General features: G+C 29.5%; 17 protein-coding genes. 1 reads left to right on the top strand and 16 read right to left on the bottom strand.

Annotated elements, in window-relative coordinates:
• Window positions 1-19 precede the first annotated feature (19 nt).
• The 14 genes from clpP to hisZ all read right to left on the bottom strand — a co-directional run bounded on the left by clpP (window position 20) and on the right by hisZ (window position 11,966).
• Entirely contained in the window at window positions 20-619 is a 600-nt protein-coding gene (clpP, locus tag PZA12_RS07305) for an ATP-dependent Clp endopeptidase proteolytic subunit ClpP (RefSeq protein ID WP_077837950.1), read from the bottom strand.
• Window positions 620-774: 155 nt separating this feature from the next.
• Window positions 775-2,058, bottom strand: coding sequence for a trigger factor (gene tig / locus PZA12_RS07300; RefSeq protein ID WP_103697688.1), 1,284 nt, complete (start codon window positions 2,056-2,058; stop codon window positions 775-777).
• 95 nt (window positions 2,059-2,153) lie between these two features.
• Window positions 2,154-2,969: a hypothetical protein gene (locus PZA12_RS07295; RefSeq protein WP_103697687.1), complete on the bottom strand. Its 816-nt coding sequence runs from the start codon at window positions 2,967-2,969 to the stop codon at window positions 2,154-2,156.
• Window positions 2,970-3,098: 129 nt separating this feature from the next.
• Complete coding sequence (locus tag PZA12_RS07290) at window positions 3,099-3,293, bottom strand: hypothetical protein (RefSeq protein ID WP_077837953.1); 195 nt, start codon at window positions 3,291-3,293, stop codon at window positions 3,099-3,101.
• A 655-nt stretch (window positions 3,294-3,948) separates the two neighbouring features.
• Window positions 3,949-4,275 carry a phosphoribosyl-ATP diphosphatase gene (gene hisE, locus PZA12_RS07285; RefSeq protein ID WP_077837954.1) on the bottom strand — a complete coding sequence of 109 codons (327 nt, stop codon included), beginning with the start codon at window positions 4,273-4,275 and terminating at the stop codon, window positions 3,949-3,951.
• 31 nt (window positions 4,276-4,306) lie between these two features.
• A complete protein-coding gene (hisI, locus tag PZA12_RS07280) occupies window positions 4,307-4,636 on the bottom strand; it encodes a phosphoribosyl-AMP cyclohydrolase (RefSeq protein WP_077837955.1) in 330 nt (109 codons plus the stop codon).
• 58 nt (window positions 4,637-4,694) lie between these two features.
• Window positions 4,695-5,456: an imidazole glycerol phosphate synthase subunit HisF gene (hisF, locus tag PZA12_RS07275; protein WP_103697686.1), complete on the bottom strand. Its 762-nt coding sequence runs from the start codon at window positions 5,454-5,456 to the stop codon at window positions 4,695-4,697.
• Between the two features lie 4 nt (window positions 5,457-5,460).
• Window positions 5,461-6,183 (bottom strand): 1-(5-phosphoribosyl)-5-[(5-phosphoribosylamino)methylideneamino]imidazole-4-carboxamide isomerase, encoded by a 723-nt coding sequence (hisA, locus tag PZA12_RS07270; protein WP_103697685.1) that lies wholly within the window; start codon window positions 6,181-6,183, stop codon window positions 5,461-5,463.
• Entirely contained in the window at window positions 6,180-6,800 is a 621-nt protein-coding gene (hisH, locus tag PZA12_RS07265; RefSeq protein WP_077837958.1) for an imidazole glycerol phosphate synthase subunit HisH, read from the bottom strand. Before hisH ends, hisA begins: the two co-directional genes overlap by 4 nt.
• 127 nt (window positions 6,801-6,927) lie before the next feature.
• Complete coding sequence (gene hisB, locus PZA12_RS07260) at window positions 6,928-7,515, bottom strand: imidazoleglycerol-phosphate dehydratase HisB (RefSeq protein ID WP_041895193.1); 588 nt, start codon at window positions 7,513-7,515, stop codon at window positions 6,928-6,930.
• A 216-nt stretch (window positions 7,516-7,731) separates the two neighbouring features.
• A complete protein-coding gene (locus tag PZA12_RS07255) occupies window positions 7,732-8,772 on the bottom strand; it encodes a pyridoxal phosphate-dependent aminotransferase (RefSeq protein ID WP_078114946.1) in 1,041 nt (346 codons plus the stop codon).
• Entirely contained in the window at window positions 8,759-10,057 is a 1,299-nt protein-coding gene (gene hisD / locus PZA12_RS07250; RefSeq protein ID WP_103697684.1) for a histidinol dehydrogenase, read from the bottom strand. The genes PZA12_RS07255 and hisD overlap by 14 nt, the downstream gene beginning before the upstream one ends.
• A gap of 131 nt (window positions 10,058-10,188) precedes the next feature.
• Window positions 10,189-10,818, bottom strand: a complete 630-nt coding sequence (gene hisG / locus PZA12_RS07245; RefSeq protein WP_041895184.1) for an ATP phosphoribosyltransferase — start codon at window positions 10,816-10,818, stop codon at window positions 10,189-10,191.
• Window positions 10,819-10,820: 2 nt separating this feature from the next.
• Complete coding sequence (gene hisZ / locus PZA12_RS07240; protein WP_103697683.1) at window positions 10,821-11,966, bottom strand: ATP phosphoribosyltransferase regulatory subunit; 1,146 nt, start codon at window positions 11,964-11,966, stop codon at window positions 10,821-10,823.
• Window positions 11,967-12,242: 276 nt separating this feature from the next.
• Here hisZ and PZA12_RS07235 point away from each other — a divergent pair, with 276 nt between their 5' ends.
• Window positions 12,243-12,992 (top strand): YoaK family protein, encoded by a 750-nt coding sequence (locus PZA12_RS07235; protein WP_077843484.1) that lies wholly within the window; start codon window positions 12,243-12,245, stop codon window positions 12,990-12,992.
• Window positions 12,993-13,051: 59 nt separating this feature from the next.
• Here the strand turns inward: PZA12_RS07235 and thiI are convergent, their stop codons facing one another.
• Both thiI and PZA12_RS07225 read right to left on the bottom strand, forming a co-directional pair.
• A complete protein-coding gene (thiI, locus tag PZA12_RS07230) occupies window positions 13,052-14,209 on the bottom strand; it encodes a tRNA uracil 4-sulfurtransferase ThiI (protein ID WP_103697682.1) in 1,158 nt (385 codons plus the stop codon).
• On the bottom strand, window positions 14,209-15,357 hold the full coding sequence (locus PZA12_RS07225; protein WP_103697681.1) for a cysteine desulfurase family protein: 1,149 nt from the start codon (window positions 15,355-15,357) through the stop codon (window positions 14,209-14,211). Before PZA12_RS07225 ends, thiI begins: the two co-directional genes overlap by 1 nt.
• Between the last annotated feature and the right edge of the window lie 181 nt (window positions 15,358-15,538).

Here is a 15,538-nt window from a genome sequence, read left to right as displayed (position 1 = left end):
ATAAATTGAAAATTCAATCTTATTTATCTTTTCCTATTTTATGCGTAGTTATTACTTCATCAACTAACCCATAAGCTTTAGCTTCTTCTGCAGACATGAAGTTATCTCTTTCTACATCTGCTTTAATTGTTTCTAAAGGCTTACCAGTATTTTCACTTAAAATTCTATTTAAAGTTTCTTTCATCTTTAATATTCTTTTAGCATGTATTTCAAAATCTGTTGCTTGACCTTGAAAACCGCCTAGTGGTTGATGTATCATAACTTCAGCGTTTGGAAGTGCAAATCTCTTTCCTTTTGTTCCAGAAGAAAGTAAAAATGCTCCCATTGAAGCTGCCATTCCTATACATATTGTTGATACGTCACACTTAATATATTGCATAGTATCATATATAGCATTTCCAGCTGTTATTGATCCTCCTGGACTATTTATATATAGATATATATCTTTATCTGGATCTTCACTTTCTAAAAATAATAATTGTGCTACTATTAAATTAGCACTATCATCATTTACTTCTCCACTTAACATGATTATTCTTTCTTTTAATAATCTTGAAAATATATCATAGGAACGTTCTCCTCTACTTGTTTGTTCTACAACCATAGGTACTAAAGCCATATAAATCCTCCTTTTACTATTATACTTTTTCTAATTCTAATTATATATTTTTTTTATTACTTTGTTAATTATTATTTGAATAAATTGCCAGAAAAAAATTTTTTTCTGGCAATTTATAATTGGCATTCTTATTTTATATTATATATTAAAATAAATTATTTGCAATTTTCTTTTAAGAATTTTAAAGTATTTTCTAATATTATGTCTTTTTCAATCATGTTTCTTTGAGACTTAACTAAGATTTTAGCCATTTTTTCTGGGTCTTTTGGTCCATAAATCTTTCCTAATTCTAAAGCTCTTGCATTTAATTCTTCTTCAGTTGCTTTAATTTCTTCTGTTTTTGCAATAGCTTCAAGAACTAAATCAGCTTTAACTTTTCTTTCTGCATTTTCTTTCATAAAGTCTCTCATTTTTTCAGTTGTATTTCCTGTGAATTCCATATATTGTTCTAAGCTTAAACCTTGATATTTTAATCTTCCTTCAAGATCTTGCATCATGGCATCAATTTCTTTATTTATCATAACTTCTGGAATATCCATTTTTGAGTTTTCAATTACTGCAGTTATAACAGCTTCTTCGAATTCTCTTTCTGCTTTTTCATCGTTATTTTTTTCTAATGTCTTTTTAAGATTTTCTTTTAATTCTGCAAATGTGTCAACTGCTGATACATCTTTAGCAAATTCATCATCTAATTCTGGCAATTCTTTAACTTTAATTGACTTAATTTCAACTTCAAACATTGCTGGTTTTCCGTTTAATTCTTCTTTTCCGTAAGCTTCTGGGAAAGTAACATTTACTTCTTTTTTGTCCCCAACTGCTAAACCGATTAATTGTTCTTCAAAATTATCAATGAAAGTACCAGAACCTATTTCTAAAGAATAATCAGAGCCTTCTCCACCTTCAAAAGCAACTCCATCTATGTATCCTTTGAAATCAATAACAGCTATATCCCCTTTAGCTATATTTCCCTCTGTTTTAACTTCTATTCTAGCATTTTTTTCTTGCATTTCTTTAATTTGCTTATCTATTTCAGTATCTTCTACTTCATATACAGGCTTCTTTATATCTAATCCTTTATACTCTCCAAGTTCTACTTCTGGATAAGTAGTAACTGTAGCAGTATAAACTAATTCTTTACCTTCTCCTAATTCTACTATATCAACTTGTGGATAATCTACAGGTCTAATATTTTCTGCATTTAATGCTTCTGGATATGATTCATCTATAGCAAAATTAACAGCATCATCATAGAATACTTCAACTCCATAGAACTTTTTAACCATTGCCATAGGAACTTTTCCTTTTCTAAATCCAGGTATATTATATCTGCTCTTATTCTTATTATAAGCTTTAGTTAATGCTGCATCGAATTTTTCAGCTTCAACCCTTATTTCTAATTTTATCACATTTGTTTCTATTTTTTCCACTTTAGCTTTCATTTTATTCTTTCCTCCTAAATAGTGTGCATCTAATTTAACTAAGTCATTATACCATAAACACTTAAATCTTATCAAATAATTTATTAATATTATCTCTATTGAATATAATTACCATTTACATCGATAAAATAAACTCTACCATCAACAGTAATTTTAACGCCTTTTTCTTCCTTTTCACCAATTTCTATATTAGCTCCAGCTAAATCCCAGATAACCTTATCTTCATTATTTGAAGTATCAGTCATCCATACATACTTTTTAAGATTTCCAGCTCCAAAATATGGCCTATTAGTTACAAATATTATTTTATCTTCACTAATAAATTTTGGATTCTGATTCCATAAGTATTTTGGATTTGATTGAATTGTAGCTTCTTTAGTAAAAACACTTCCACTTGTAGATACATATTGATCTTTTGATATCACCTTGTTTGTTCCATCTAAATTATATAGAGTAATTATTGAATTTGTATCTCCTACAATTATTTCCTTACCAGATGGACTTATGCTGTAACTAACACCACTATCATTAGTATCTAAAGTTTTAAAAACTTTTCCAGCATTAGCATCATCTACATAAATTGCTTTTGCAATATTTCCACTCGCTAGAGTTATATTTATATATTCTTCTACCGGTTTTTGAGGCTCTTCTTCAACTACCTCCTCATCTTTTTTTTCATCAGATGTTTCTTCTTTTTCTGCTTTAGTTTGTTCTGAAGAATTATTAGTATCACTATCAATCCATGCCTGTATATTTTGTTTAATATTTTTATAATCTATTGGATTATACGCTATTTTAATTGATAGCGCAGATGTTATTAATATTATTGCCAAAAATATTATTATCGCATTTCTTCTTCTTCGCTTCATCCTTTTTTCATATTCTCTACTAAAAATACTTGGCTTTCCCAAAGATGGCCCCCTCCAAATCTTTCTAATGTATTATAATATAAACAAATTCATTATATATTATTCTTTTGTTTAAATCTACAATATATTTTATATTTTTGTAATCATATAATCCTAGATCAAAAGATAATATTATTTTTTACAACTGTTCTTGCTATTACAATTTGAGCACTTATCCTTTTTATTTTCTCCCTTTAAACAGCAGCCTCCGCATTGCAATAACCCTTCTTTTTTAAGTTCCTCTAGTGTTAATTTACAAACATTTTCTGAATACTCTTCATAATCTATAGTGTTTTTCAATAAGTCTTCCTTATATATTTTAATCATTTTTTTCTCCTACACATATTATTTTATTTTTAAACTTGTCATTATATATTTTAATATTGAATTTATATATTAATATAATAATTAAAAATTTTCACTTCTAAATCTATATCAAATTTAAATTAGTTTCTACATAATATCTATATTATACACCTATAAATTCTTATAATTTTTTCTATACAAAAAGACATTTGCTTAGCAACGTAAACCTTACTTATTCCCCTTATATTTTAATTGTCATAATATAAAAAATTATTGTTTTTTTTTGTGATTATTGTATAATTAAATTATCAATATTGTAACAAATATGCCCATACACTTTATGGTTTATCGCCATAAAATTTTATAAACCCACAATAACATGTTCATTTATTTCCTTTCTCGAGTGGACATGCGAAAACCTGTACTATATATACAGGTTTTCTTTTTTATATTTGATATTATAAGTATTCTTGCCTATAATTAATAAAAAAACTTACTTTGTGTTTATCTAATATTATAATACTCAACTTATAATTGACAATCAACCGTTAAAATTTTGTAATTCTAAAACTTATGTTATTCAGATTTCAGCATCTTAACATCAAAAAAAGGATTGTTCAGACAAACAATCCTACTTTTATACTTATAATACCGCTTAATTACAAATAGAATTTATTTAAACATTTGTTATCGGTTTTCTCTCACCTTTAAAATTATTAATTTTAGTTCTCCTCTTTTCCAATTCTGCTCCTACTTCTTCAATTGAAATATTCATTTGAGCCATTAGAACAAGTAAGTGATAAGTAAGATCACAAATCTCATTTATCTGTTCTTCTTTATTATTTTCTTTACAACTAATTATAACTTCCGTACATTCTTCTCCAACTTTTTTTAATATCTTGTTTGTTCCCTTTTCAAAAAGATACTTCGTATAGGATCCCTCTTCACCTTCCGTTTTTCTTTTTAATATAGTCTCATATAAAGCTCTTATATTTTCATCCATTTTTAATCCTCCAATACTTCCCATCTATAAATTACAAATCTCTATAAAAACAAGTTCTATTTCCTGTATGACATGCAGCCCCAACTTGTTCAGCTAATATCAAAATAGTATCATTATCACAATCTATTTTTATTTCTTTCACATACTGAAAATGTCCCGAAGTTGCTCCTTTATTCCAAAGTTCATCTCTACTTCTACTATAAAACCAAGTTGTATTATCTTCTAATGTCTTATTTAAACTTTCTTTTGACATATAGGCTAACATTAAAACCTCTTTAGTTTTATAATCTTGAACTATAGTTGGAATCAATCCATTCATCTTTTCAAAATCAACTTGCTCTACTCTCTTGCAACTCTCCATACAATTCTTCTCCCTTCAGGTATATACTAGCTATTTGCTTTTTTATATAATATTAAACTTATATACGTACTGAAATATTTTTATCATGTAAATATCTCTTAACTTCATCAACAGTTAATTCCCCATAGTGAAAAAGAGAAGCGGCAAGTGCTGCATCCGCTATATTATTTTTAAATACATCATAAAAATCTTCTAAACAACCGCATCCACCTGAAGCTATTACTGGAACATTAGTTATATTACTTACAGCTTTTGTTAATTCCAAATCAAAGCCTTTTTTAGTTCCATCTGCATCCATAGATGTTAAAAGAATTTCTCCAGCTCCAAGTGCTGTTGCTTCTTCAACCCACTTTAGCAGATCCAATCCTGTATCAATTCTTCCTCCGTTTATTACAACGTTCCATCCTGTATTATCAGATCTTTTCTTTGCATCGGCTGCCAATACTATACATTGACTTCCAAAATAGAAAGCTCCTTCTTTTATAAGCATTTTATTTCTAACAGCCGCTGAGTTTAAGCTCACCTTATCTGCTCCCGCTCTAAGTATTAACTTTATATCATCTAAAGTTTGAAGCCCACCGCCTACTGTAAATGGGATAAAAATTTTTTCAGCTACACTTTGAACAACTTTTTCCATTATGCCCCGTCTTTCATGAGTTGCTGTTATATCTAGGAATACTAATTCATCTGCACCTTGACTATTATAATATTCTGCAAGAGCAACAGGATCACCTACATCGACCAACCCCTCAAAATTAACTCCTTTAACAACTCTTCCTTCTTTTACATCAAGGCATGGAATAATTCTCTTAGTATGCATTCATTTATCTCCCCTCTTTAGAAATTTCTATTGCTTTTTCTAAAGACAATGTTTTAGCATATATAGCTTTACCTGTTATTGCCCCATATAAGCCTATATCTTTTAATTCTTTTATATTTTCAATATCCTTAATTCCGCCAGAAGCTGTAATATCAATACTTACTGTTTCTTTAAGTTTTTTAAGCATTTCCACATTAGGTCCTTCTAAAGTTCCATCCTTACTAATATCAGTCACTATTATATTTTTAACACCTATATTCTCCATCTTTTCAGCAAATTCTATATACTCTAGCTCACTAGCCGCAAGCCATCCTCTTCCGTATACTTTACCGTCTTTGCAGTCTATTCCCACTGCTATCTTACTGCCATATATTGATATTGCCTTTTTTAGTAACTCCTCATCTTCCATTGCTATTGTTCCTAGAATTACTCTTGCTACGCCATTATCTAAAAGATATTTGATAGTTTCAAAAGATCTTATTCCGCCACCTAGTTCCACAGGAATATTAAGTTCTTTAGCAATTTTGATTACTAACTCATGATTTTGATTACTTCCATTTTTAGCCCCATCTAAATCTACTAAATGTATATATTCCGCTCCTATATCTTGAAAAGATTTTGCTGTTTCAAACACATCATCTGCAACAATTTCTTTTTTATTATAATCTCCCTGATACAATCTTACTGGCTTGCCATCAATTATATCAATTGCTGGTAAAATTATCATTTAATCAACTCCCCAAAATTTTTTAAAATAGCCAAGCCTACAGATCCACTTTTTTCCGGATGAAATTGAGCCCCTATTACATTTTTGCACCTAACAACACCTGGTATCTTATTTTTCCCGTATTCGCTGTATGCCACCAAATCTTCATCATTATAACCTTGTGCAAAATAAGAATGCACATAATAGACAAATTCCCCTTCATCTATACCTCTAAAAAGTTCATCGCTTCTACTAAACACCAAATCATTCCAACCGATATGTGGGATCTTTATATTATTAACTTTATCATCTTTCATTTTAATAATATTACCTTTTAATAAGCCGAGGCCTTTTCTTTCAATTCCTTCAAATCCATTTTCAAATAATAATTGCATACCGAGACATATTCCAAGAAGCGGTTTATTCTTTCTTACTTCTTCTGATATTATTTTGTCTAAAGATAATTTTTCAATAGTCTCCATAGCATCAGGGAACGCTCCAACACCTGGTAATATTAACGCATCAGCATCTCTGATTTCATCTTCATTACATGAAATCTTATTTTCAATCTCAAGATAATCCAAGGCATTCTTAACGCTTTTTAAATTTCCCATTCCATAGTCTATTATAACTATCATTATATAACCCCCTCCTATAATAAAGATTAAAATGAATAACAAATGATAAATTAACATCTCTATTCCCCAAATTTTATAAATATCTTATTAATAATCATAATTATTCATTTTTCTTTTTTATAATTTTTTATAAACTTCCTTTAGTAGATGGTATATCATTGTCACTACTTCTAGATATAGCTTCTTTAATTGCTCTTCCAAAAGCTTTAAATAAGGCTTCTATTTTATGATGATCATTTTCACCGTATAAAACTTTTAAATGAAGTGTTATTCCGGCATTAAATGCAAAGGCTCTGAAAAATTCAACCACCATTTCAGTTGACATTTCTCCAACTTTTTCTCTCTTAAAATCACAATCAAAAACCAAAAAAGGTCTATTGCTCACATCAATTGACGCTAAAGCAAGCGTTTCATCCATTGGTACATAAAAAGTTCCATATCTGTTTATTCCATGCTTATCTCCTAGTGATTCTTTGAATGCTTCCCCTAATGTTATTCCGATGTCTTCTATCGTATGATGATCACATACATATGAATCACCTTTAGCAAATACATTCAAGTCAACCTTACTATTAAATGAAAACAAAGTTAACATATGGTCTAGAAATCCAATCCCTGTATTTATTTCACTATTCCCGTTTCCATCTAAGTCAATTTCTACCCTAACACTAGTTTCTTTAGTTATTCTTTCTCTTCTTGAGCTTCTATCTGACATACTAATTCTCCTTAAAACGAATAATTGTATTTTAAATATAGTGTTCCAAAAGAATTCTATATATTAATAATACCTATATAAAACATAATCTTTCTATAGTCAAGCATATCTAAGAAAATAATATGCAGATGATATGATTATTTTTTATTGGGCAGAAGATTATCCATTTAAATAAATCAACATACCAACTTATCACTTTCCTAAATATGCCAGTATTTATACATATATAAAAATCTTCTTTATTCCTTCAACTACTTTCCTATTTTGCATTGGTGAGCCAACTGTAATTCTGAAGCTGTCATCATTAAAATTTCTAATTATTATCCCATTACTCTCAAGTCCCTTAATAAGAGCTTCCTTATGAGGTGTTCGTCCAAAAATGTAGTTTCCCTTTGACGGATAGAATTGTATTTTCATTGCAGCGTTTTTTTCAATCTCTTTTAAATTCTCATATAATTCTTCTCTTTGTTTAACTATTTGTTTTGCATTTTTAACGACATTTTCTGGATATCTCAAAGCCATTGAGGCTAAATTTTGCGAAAACGAACTTATTGTATACGGAATTTTATAATTTAATAATTCAGAAATATTATTCTCATGAGTTATCAAAAATCCTACTCTCAACGATGCAAGCCCCCAAGCCTTTGACAAGGTTCTTGTAACAACCAAATTTTTATATTTATTTATATATGGAATCATTGATTTTCCGTAGAACTCATAATAAGCCTCATCCACAAGAACAACTGTATTTTTAAAAACTTCTAAAATACTAACTATATCTTCTAACTCTATTCCAATTCCAGTAGGATTATTGGGATTTGAAAAAATAATTAGATCTACGGCTTCTTGTTTTCCTATATTTATAAATTCCTGAACATTAAAATTCATAGTTTTGCCTATATCATATTTCTTTAATTCTCCACCAAATCTTGAAACAAAAAAATCATACATTGTAAAATCTGGTCCTAGAGTTAATGCCTTCTTTCCATTTTTAATAGCCTTACTTACAACAAGTTCAAGCATTTCATCAGACCCATTTCCTACAATTATATTTTTGCTCTCTATATTTGCATAATTTGCATATAATTCTTTAATGGTAGTCATCTCATTTGTAGGATACCTATGGAAAAGTACATTAGTTAAGCAAGATTTCATTTTCATTAGTATCTTTGGGTCCATCTCTAGATAAATTTCATTGCTATCTAGATTTATTGTATACTCATCATACGAATTTATATACTCATTATAAGTTCCCATTCTCTAATCTCACTTTCACAGAATTAGCATGAGCTGTAAGTCCTTCCTTGCTTGCTAATGTTATAATTTTTTCTCCATTTTCCATAAGTGCTTCTTCTGAATAATAAATGAAAGAAGATTTTTTTATAAAACTATCAACTGATAACGGTGAAAAAAACCTTGCTGTACCACTTGTAGGTAATACATGATTTGTTCCTCCAAAATAGTCTCCTATAGGCTCTGGACAGTATCTTCCTAAAAATACAGACCCTGCATTTCTAACCATACCTAAATATTTCATTGGATCATCTACCATTAGTTCTAAATGCTCTGGCGCTATAGAATTAGAAATGTCAATACATTCTTCTATTGTTCTGCAAATTATTGTGCTTCCAAAGTTTTTAAGAGAAGTTCTTATTATTTCTTCTCTTTCAAGAGTCTTTACTTGTCGTTCCAACTCCATCTCAACTCTTTTGTGTAATTCTTTTGATGTTGTGATTAATATTGATGATGCTAATTTATCATGCTCTGCCTGTGACATTAAATCTGCTGCTACAAAACTCGGATTAGATTTTTCATCAGCAATAACCAATATTTCACTAGGCCCTGCAATCATATCTATATCAACTTCTCCAAATACCAATTTCTTTGCAGTAGCAACAAATATATTTCCTGGTCCAACAATTTTATCAACCTTTTTAATGCTTTCTGTTCCATAAGCCAAAGCCGCAACAGCTTGTGCTCCTCCAACTTTATATATTTTATTAATTCCTGCTATTCTCGCAGCCACTCCAATATATGGATTAATCCCTCCATTTTTATCTGGTGGAGTTACCATAATAATTTCATCTACTCCTGCTACTTTTGCAGGTATTACATTCATAAGCACTGATGATGGATAAGCAGCGGTTCCACCAGGGACATAAACTCCAACTCTTTCTAAAGGCAATACTCTCTGCCCTAGGTATACTCCTTTATCTTTTGTCATTAAAAATCCATTTGATTTTTGTTTTTCGTGATACTCCTTTATATTTGCTTTAGCTTCTTCTAATGCTTCAATGAACTCTTTCTCCGCTTTATTAAAACATTCATCAATTTCAAGAGTTGACACTTCTAAAGTTTCAAGTTCAACCTTATCAAATGACTTCGTAAGTTCAAATAAAGCTTTATCCCCATCTTTTTTCACTCTTGATAGAATACTGTTTACACTTGAGATTATCTCTTGTTCTGTTTCTGTAACTCTACCTTTAAGTTCACTAATTAAGCTTTCTTTATTACTCTCAGTAATCTCCATTAAATTTAACATATAATTAATAGCCCCCCTTTGACTTGATAAAAAGTAATAACAACAAAAAATACTCTTTAAATTTTATTTATTATTTTTTATTAATTACTCAAGATATCATAATCAATTTTATCAACATCTCACGAATTTTGTCAATTATTAATCACTTTCTTAATCCTATCTATAAAATCCCATATTTCATTCTGCTTCATTTTAAAACTAGCTTTATTCACTATCAATCTAGCACTTATTTCACAAATCCTATCTATAACAACTAAACCATTTTCCTTTAAAGTTGTTCCGGTTTCCATGATATCCACAATTCCATCGCATAGGCCTAATATTGGTGCAAGTTCTACTGAGCCCTCTATTTTTATAACTTCTACATCCATCCCTTTCTTTTTAAAATAATCCTTTGCAACTTTTGGATATTTACTTCCTATTTTTATATGACCAACCTTTTTGAAAATATCACTTTCTGGTAATGATGCTACTATAAATCCACACTTTCCAAATCCTAAATCCAAAACTTCATAGCAATTATTATCACTTTCCAAAATAGTATCTTTTCCAACAACTCCAAGATCAGCTACTCCATGTTCAACATAAGTTATTGAATCTGCTGCCTTTACCAAAAAATAATTTATATCCTGCGTTTTATCTTTAAACACAAGTTTTCTACCTTTATTTTTTAATTCTGAAGGATCGAATTTAGCCTTATCTAAGATCTTTATGGTTTCTTCTTCTAATCTTCCCTTTGTTAATGCTATGCTTATGCTCATTTTTAATATTCCCCACCCTTAACTACTTTTATTTCTTTTACATCTTCATTTGGTAATAAATCAACAATATACCCTTGATTTCTAAACTCTTCACTTTTTTTAATAGCTTCAATTCTAGCATTTTTATTATAGTATATCTTATATATATTTTCCTTTTCACTTGCTATTTTATTGAACTTTACAGTTGGAATCACAGCATCAATATCTATCGAAAATCCTACTGCTGGAACACATTTTTTTGAGAGCTCAATTAAATTATCATATCGCCCACCTCTCAACAATGTATTGCCAACACCTTCTCCATAACCTCTAAAAATAATTCCTGTGTAATAATTCAGTCTCGGAACCATCCCTAAATCAAACGTCACATTTTTACCATAGCCCAACAAATCTAATTCATAGTATAGCGCCTCTAAATAATCAAGATTTTTTCTTATCTCTTCATTAAATGCTAATTTTTTAGCCTCTTCCAAGATCTGTTTATCTCCAAACATCCAAGGCAACTTATTAAAAAATGCCTTATACTCTTCCTTTATATCTAAATCCTCTAAGTAATCCTCTAAACTTTTCATATTTTTATCTTCTATAAACTGCGCAATGGCCTCTTTATATTCCTGCTTTATTTCTAAATTTTTGAATGCCCCATTAAAAAAACCGATATTTCCTATTTCAAGCTTAAAATCATTTAATCCTAATTTCTTCAAAGCTTCTAATGCCAATACTAATATTTCCAAATCAGATTTTTCATCTTCAAGTCCTATAAATTCAACACCGCAATCTGTATATTCATTCCTCTTTCCTCCAAGACTTGCGTGAACTCTAAAAACATTCGAGGTATACCTAAGCTTTATTGGTAATTCTACATCTTTGAGCTTAGTTTCCACAACTCTTGCTATTGGAATTGTCATATCTGGCCTCAAAATTAATATACGCCCCCTATTATCGAAGAACTTGTACATATCTTCTTCTCTTAGAGTTTGTGAATTATAGTTGAAAGTTTCATAAAACTCCAGCGTCGGTGTTATAACTTCTTTATATCCCCATTTTTCAAAAAGCTTATCAATGTCTTTTTCTAAAATACGTTTTACTGCACATTCATCTAATACTAAATCCCTTGTTCCTTCTGGAAGTATGTTCTTCTTATTCATTTTCCACCCCACCTATTCTTATTGCTTAACCTCTATATCATTTTATCATTTTATCAGTTTAGCGCGCTAAATTATCATTTAATTTATGATAACTTATTTTTTCTACCATGTCAATAATTTCAAAAGCTTTTATGCGTTTATAATTATTTATAAGTTATATGTTAAATATTCTTATATCCTTAATTTTAACTATATAGAAATTAGTGTTATAATATAATAGTTTATTTATAAAAGTATTTTTAATACTGGAAATATATTGAAAGGAGACTTTTTACATTGATTACTAAAGATATACACATAAACGCAATAAAAAAAATGCACATCCATACCAAAACTTCTGAATCAGTACGTCTTGGTATTCTCCTTGCAATTGTTGGAGGTTTCTTAGATGCTTACACCTTTGTCTGCAGAGGTGAAGTTTTTGCTAATGCTCAAACTGGTAACCTTGTTTTACTTGGAATAGCTCTTACGAAGAGAAATTCTGGCCAAGCAATTACAGCTTTACTACCTATTTTAGCATTCGTGCTCGGGGTGATATTTACCGAAAGGATAAAAGATATTAAAGTTCCATCAATGACTTTTGCTACGAATGCAGAACGTATAATTCTAATCAGTGAAATTATTGTACTTTTTATTATAGGATTTATACCAACTACAGTACCACACATATTTGTAACAGTTCCAATTTCATTTGTGTCATCAGTTCAAATCGCATCTTTTGGAAAACTGATTGACTCTCCATATAGTACGGCTATGTGCACAGGTAATTTGCGTTCTGCATCTCAAGCTGCTTATAAAGCATTTATAGAAAAAGATAAAAAACTTGCTTTCAAAAGTATCCGCTACTTAGTTATAATATTTTTCTTTATTGTTGGAGCTTATTTAGGCGGAATCTTAACTTTACACGTTGGCGGTAAATCAATTTGGTTTGCTGTAGTAATATTAATTATTTCAGTAGGCTTGTTTAGCGTTGATAAATATATTTTTGACCATAGCTCCAAAGAACAAATAACAAATGAAACTTAGAATAGCATTTAAAGTATATAAAAAAAATACCTCAGGTAAAATAAACCTGAGGTATTTTTTTAAAATGTTACAACTTCAATATTTTCAATTGATTTTTGTACTAATTCATCCACATTTAATTTTTCTTCTTCTTTTATTATTGCATCAAGCTTTGGATTTGTCTTCGGATGCTTTGGAACAAATATTGTACAACAGTCTTCATAAGGTAAAATTGAAGTCTCATATGTTCCTATTTTTCTTGCTATTTCCATTATATCTGTTTTATCCATTGCAATTAATGGCCTAAATGATGGTCTATCTGCACAATTATCACTTACAATAAGACCATCCATGGTCTGACTTGCAACTTGACCTATGCTTTCTCCTGTACTTACTGAATTTATTCCATACTTATCTGCAAGTTTACATGCTATCCTCATCATAAATCTTCTCATTATTATTGTAAGTTCATCTTCTCTACATTTATTTATAATTTCCATTTGTATATCTGTAAAAGGAACTATGTACAAATTAATTTTTTCTGTATATTGAGCTAAAATTTTTGCTAAATCTTTAACTTTATCCTTTGCTCTTTCCGATGTATATGGGTGACTGTGATAATAAACACAACTTACTTCAACACCTCTTTTAGCCATCATGTATCCTGCCACTGGCGAATCGATACCACCAGATAACATTAACATTGTGCTACCATTCATTCCATACGGAAGACCTGCTGCGCCCTTTGTTATATCAGTATTTGCCCAAACATAAGCATAATTATTTCTTATTTCAATATTTATTAAAATATCTGGATTTTTAACATCAACATTTATTTCTCCGTCTAAATTAGTAAGAACATATGCTCCTACTTTCCTTGAAACTTCCATAGAATTCAATTCAAATTTTTTATTAGCTCTATTTGTATTAATCTTAAAAGTATTTCCTTCTGATTGTCTAACCTTTTCTAACGCAACCTCTTGTATACTATTAAAATCTATGTCAACTTCTCTAACTAAACATACTTCAAGTATCCCAAAAACTTTACTTATCCTATTAATACTTTCTTCTATTTCATCAGTTTTTATGAAATATCTTCCACTGTCGTGTATAAATTCAGCTTTTATACCATCAAGCTTTTTAGCTATATTATCTCTTAATTTTCTTTCAAATTTACCTCTGTTTAACCCCTTTAAAAATATTTCTGGTGCATACTTTACTAAAATAAGTTCTCTCATTATTTTTTTATCCTCCTTAAAAATTTAAGTCCTTTTTCTAAAATGTCTACTACATAATCTATCTCTGATTCATCATTGTCATCCGAAAAAGAAAATCTAATTCCTCCTGATATTTCATCCTTAGTTAATCCTAAAGATTTTAATACATAACTGCCACCAATTCTCTCTCTTTCTTTAGAAGAGCACGCTGATCCTGTAGACACATATATTCCTGATTCCTCTAAATAATGAAGTAATACTTCGCCTCTTACACCTCTGAAAGAAACATTCAATATATAAGGTGAAAAATCACTATTTAATAAACTGTTTATCTTTATATTATCGATGTTACTTAATTTATCCAAGAATTTTTTCTTTATCTGAAATACCTTTTCGTAATTTTCTTTCATTTTATCATTTGAAATCTTAGAAGCTAAAGCCATTCCCATAATTCCAGGTATATTTTGTGTACCCGCTCTTATTCCAAACTCCTGAGATCCACCTTCTATCAACGGTGATAAAGAACTAGTATTTTTTATATATATAAACCCTACACCTTTAGGTCCATGAAACTTATGAGCACTTACTGTTAGAAAATCTATATTCATCTTCTTTACATCTATAGGTAATTTACCATAGCTTTGAACTGCATCAACATGAAATTTAGTTCTATTGCTGCTTGCTCTTATTATGTCTCCTATTTCTTTTAGATCTTGAATTACTCCAACCTCATTATTTACATGCATTATTGAAACCAATACTGTTTCCTTAGTTATGGCTTTTTTTAGCTGTTCTAAGTTAATCTTACCATCTTCATTTATCTCTAAAAATGTTACTTTAATATTATTTTCTTCTAATTTCTTTATAGTATTCAAAATAGAAGCATGTTCAAAAGGAGTTGTAATAAGATGAGTTCCACTTTTCAAAAGCCCCTTTAGAACTAAATTATTTCCTTCACTTCCACCCGAAGTAAAATGTATTTCATTTTCACTTGCGTTTATAGTTTTAGCTAATATTCCTCTGCATTCTTTAAGTTTTCTTTCACTTTTCAACCCTAAATTATGTAAGGAAGACGGATTTCCGTAAAATTCCTTCATACCAAAACTCACTTCATCTATTACCTCACCAAGCGGCTTTGTTGTTGAACTATTATCAAAATAAACTTCCATATAAGTCTTCTTCCTTTCAAGTTTATAAACGTCTAAAGATCCATTTAAAATATATTCTTCCCTTATTATCTTATAAACTTACTATGTAATATACATGTTTTATTATAACAAAAAAATAATCCCTGCATAGTATTTTTTTAAATATATAAAATGAAGCAGTAAATAAGAAGTTCTTACTTAC

This window comes from Clostridium beijerinckii (genome assembly GCF_036699995.1).
Taxonomy (GTDB): Bacteria; Bacillota; Clostridia; order Clostridiales; family Clostridiaceae; genus Clostridium; species Clostridium helianthi.
This window is presented reverse-complemented; position numbering and strand designations above follow the sequence as displayed.

Excerpts from the sequence above, each read along its gene's own strand:
- clpP (WP_077837950.1), bottom strand. The coding sequence starts at position 619 with ATGGCTTTAGTACCTATGGTTGTAGAACAAACAAGTAGAGGAGAACGT.
- tig (WP_103697688.1), bottom strand. The coding sequence starts at position 2,058 with ATGAAAGCTAAAGTGGAAAAAATAGAAACAAATGTGATAAAATTAGAA.
- PZA12_RS07290 (WP_077837953.1), bottom strand. The coding sequence starts at position 3,293 with ATGATTAAAATATATAAGGAAGACTTATTGAAAAACACTATAGATTAT.
- hisE (WP_077837954.1), bottom strand. The coding sequence starts at position 4,275 with ATGGATGAAAATATAAGAGCTTTATATGAGACTATATTAAAAAGAAAA.
- hisI (WP_077837955.1), bottom strand. The coding sequence starts at position 4,636 with ATGGAGAGTTGCAAGAGAGTAGAGCAAGTTGATTTTGAAAAGATGAAT.
- hisF (WP_103697686.1), bottom strand. The coding sequence starts at position 5,456 with ATGCATACTAAGAGAATTATTCCATGCCTTGATGTAAAAGAAGGAAGA.
- hisA (WP_103697685.1), bottom strand. The coding sequence starts at position 6,183 with ATGATAATTTTACCAGCAATTGATATAATTGATGGCAAGCCAGTAAGA.
- hisH (WP_077837958.1), bottom strand. The coding sequence starts at position 6,800 with ATGATAGTTATAATAGACTATGGAATGGGAAATTTAAAAAGCGTTAAG.
- hisB (WP_041895193.1), bottom strand. The coding sequence starts at position 7,515 with ATGTCAGATAGAAGCTCAAGAAGAGAAAGAATAACTAAAGAAACTAGT.
- PZA12_RS07255 (WP_078114946.1), bottom strand. The coding sequence starts at position 8,772 with ATGGGAACTTATAATGAGTATATAAATTCGTATGATGAGTATACAATA.
- hisD (WP_103697684.1), bottom strand. The coding sequence starts at position 10,057 with ATGTTAAATTTAATGGAGATTACTGAGAGTAATAAAGAAAGCTTAATT.
- hisG (WP_041895184.1), bottom strand. The coding sequence starts at position 10,818 with ATGAGCATAAGCATAGCATTAACAAAGGGAAGATTAGAAGAAGAAACC.
- hisZ (WP_103697683.1), bottom strand. The coding sequence starts at position 11,966 with ATGAATAAGAAGAACATACTTCCAGAAGGAACAAGGGATTTAGTATTA.
- thiI (WP_103697682.1), bottom strand. The coding sequence starts at position 14,209 with ATGAGAGAACTTATTTTAGTAAAGTATGCACCAGAAATATTTTTAAAG.
- PZA12_RS07225 (WP_103697681.1), bottom strand. The coding sequence starts at position 15,357 with ATGGAAGTTTATTTTGATAATAGTTCAACAACAAAGCCGCTTGGTGAG.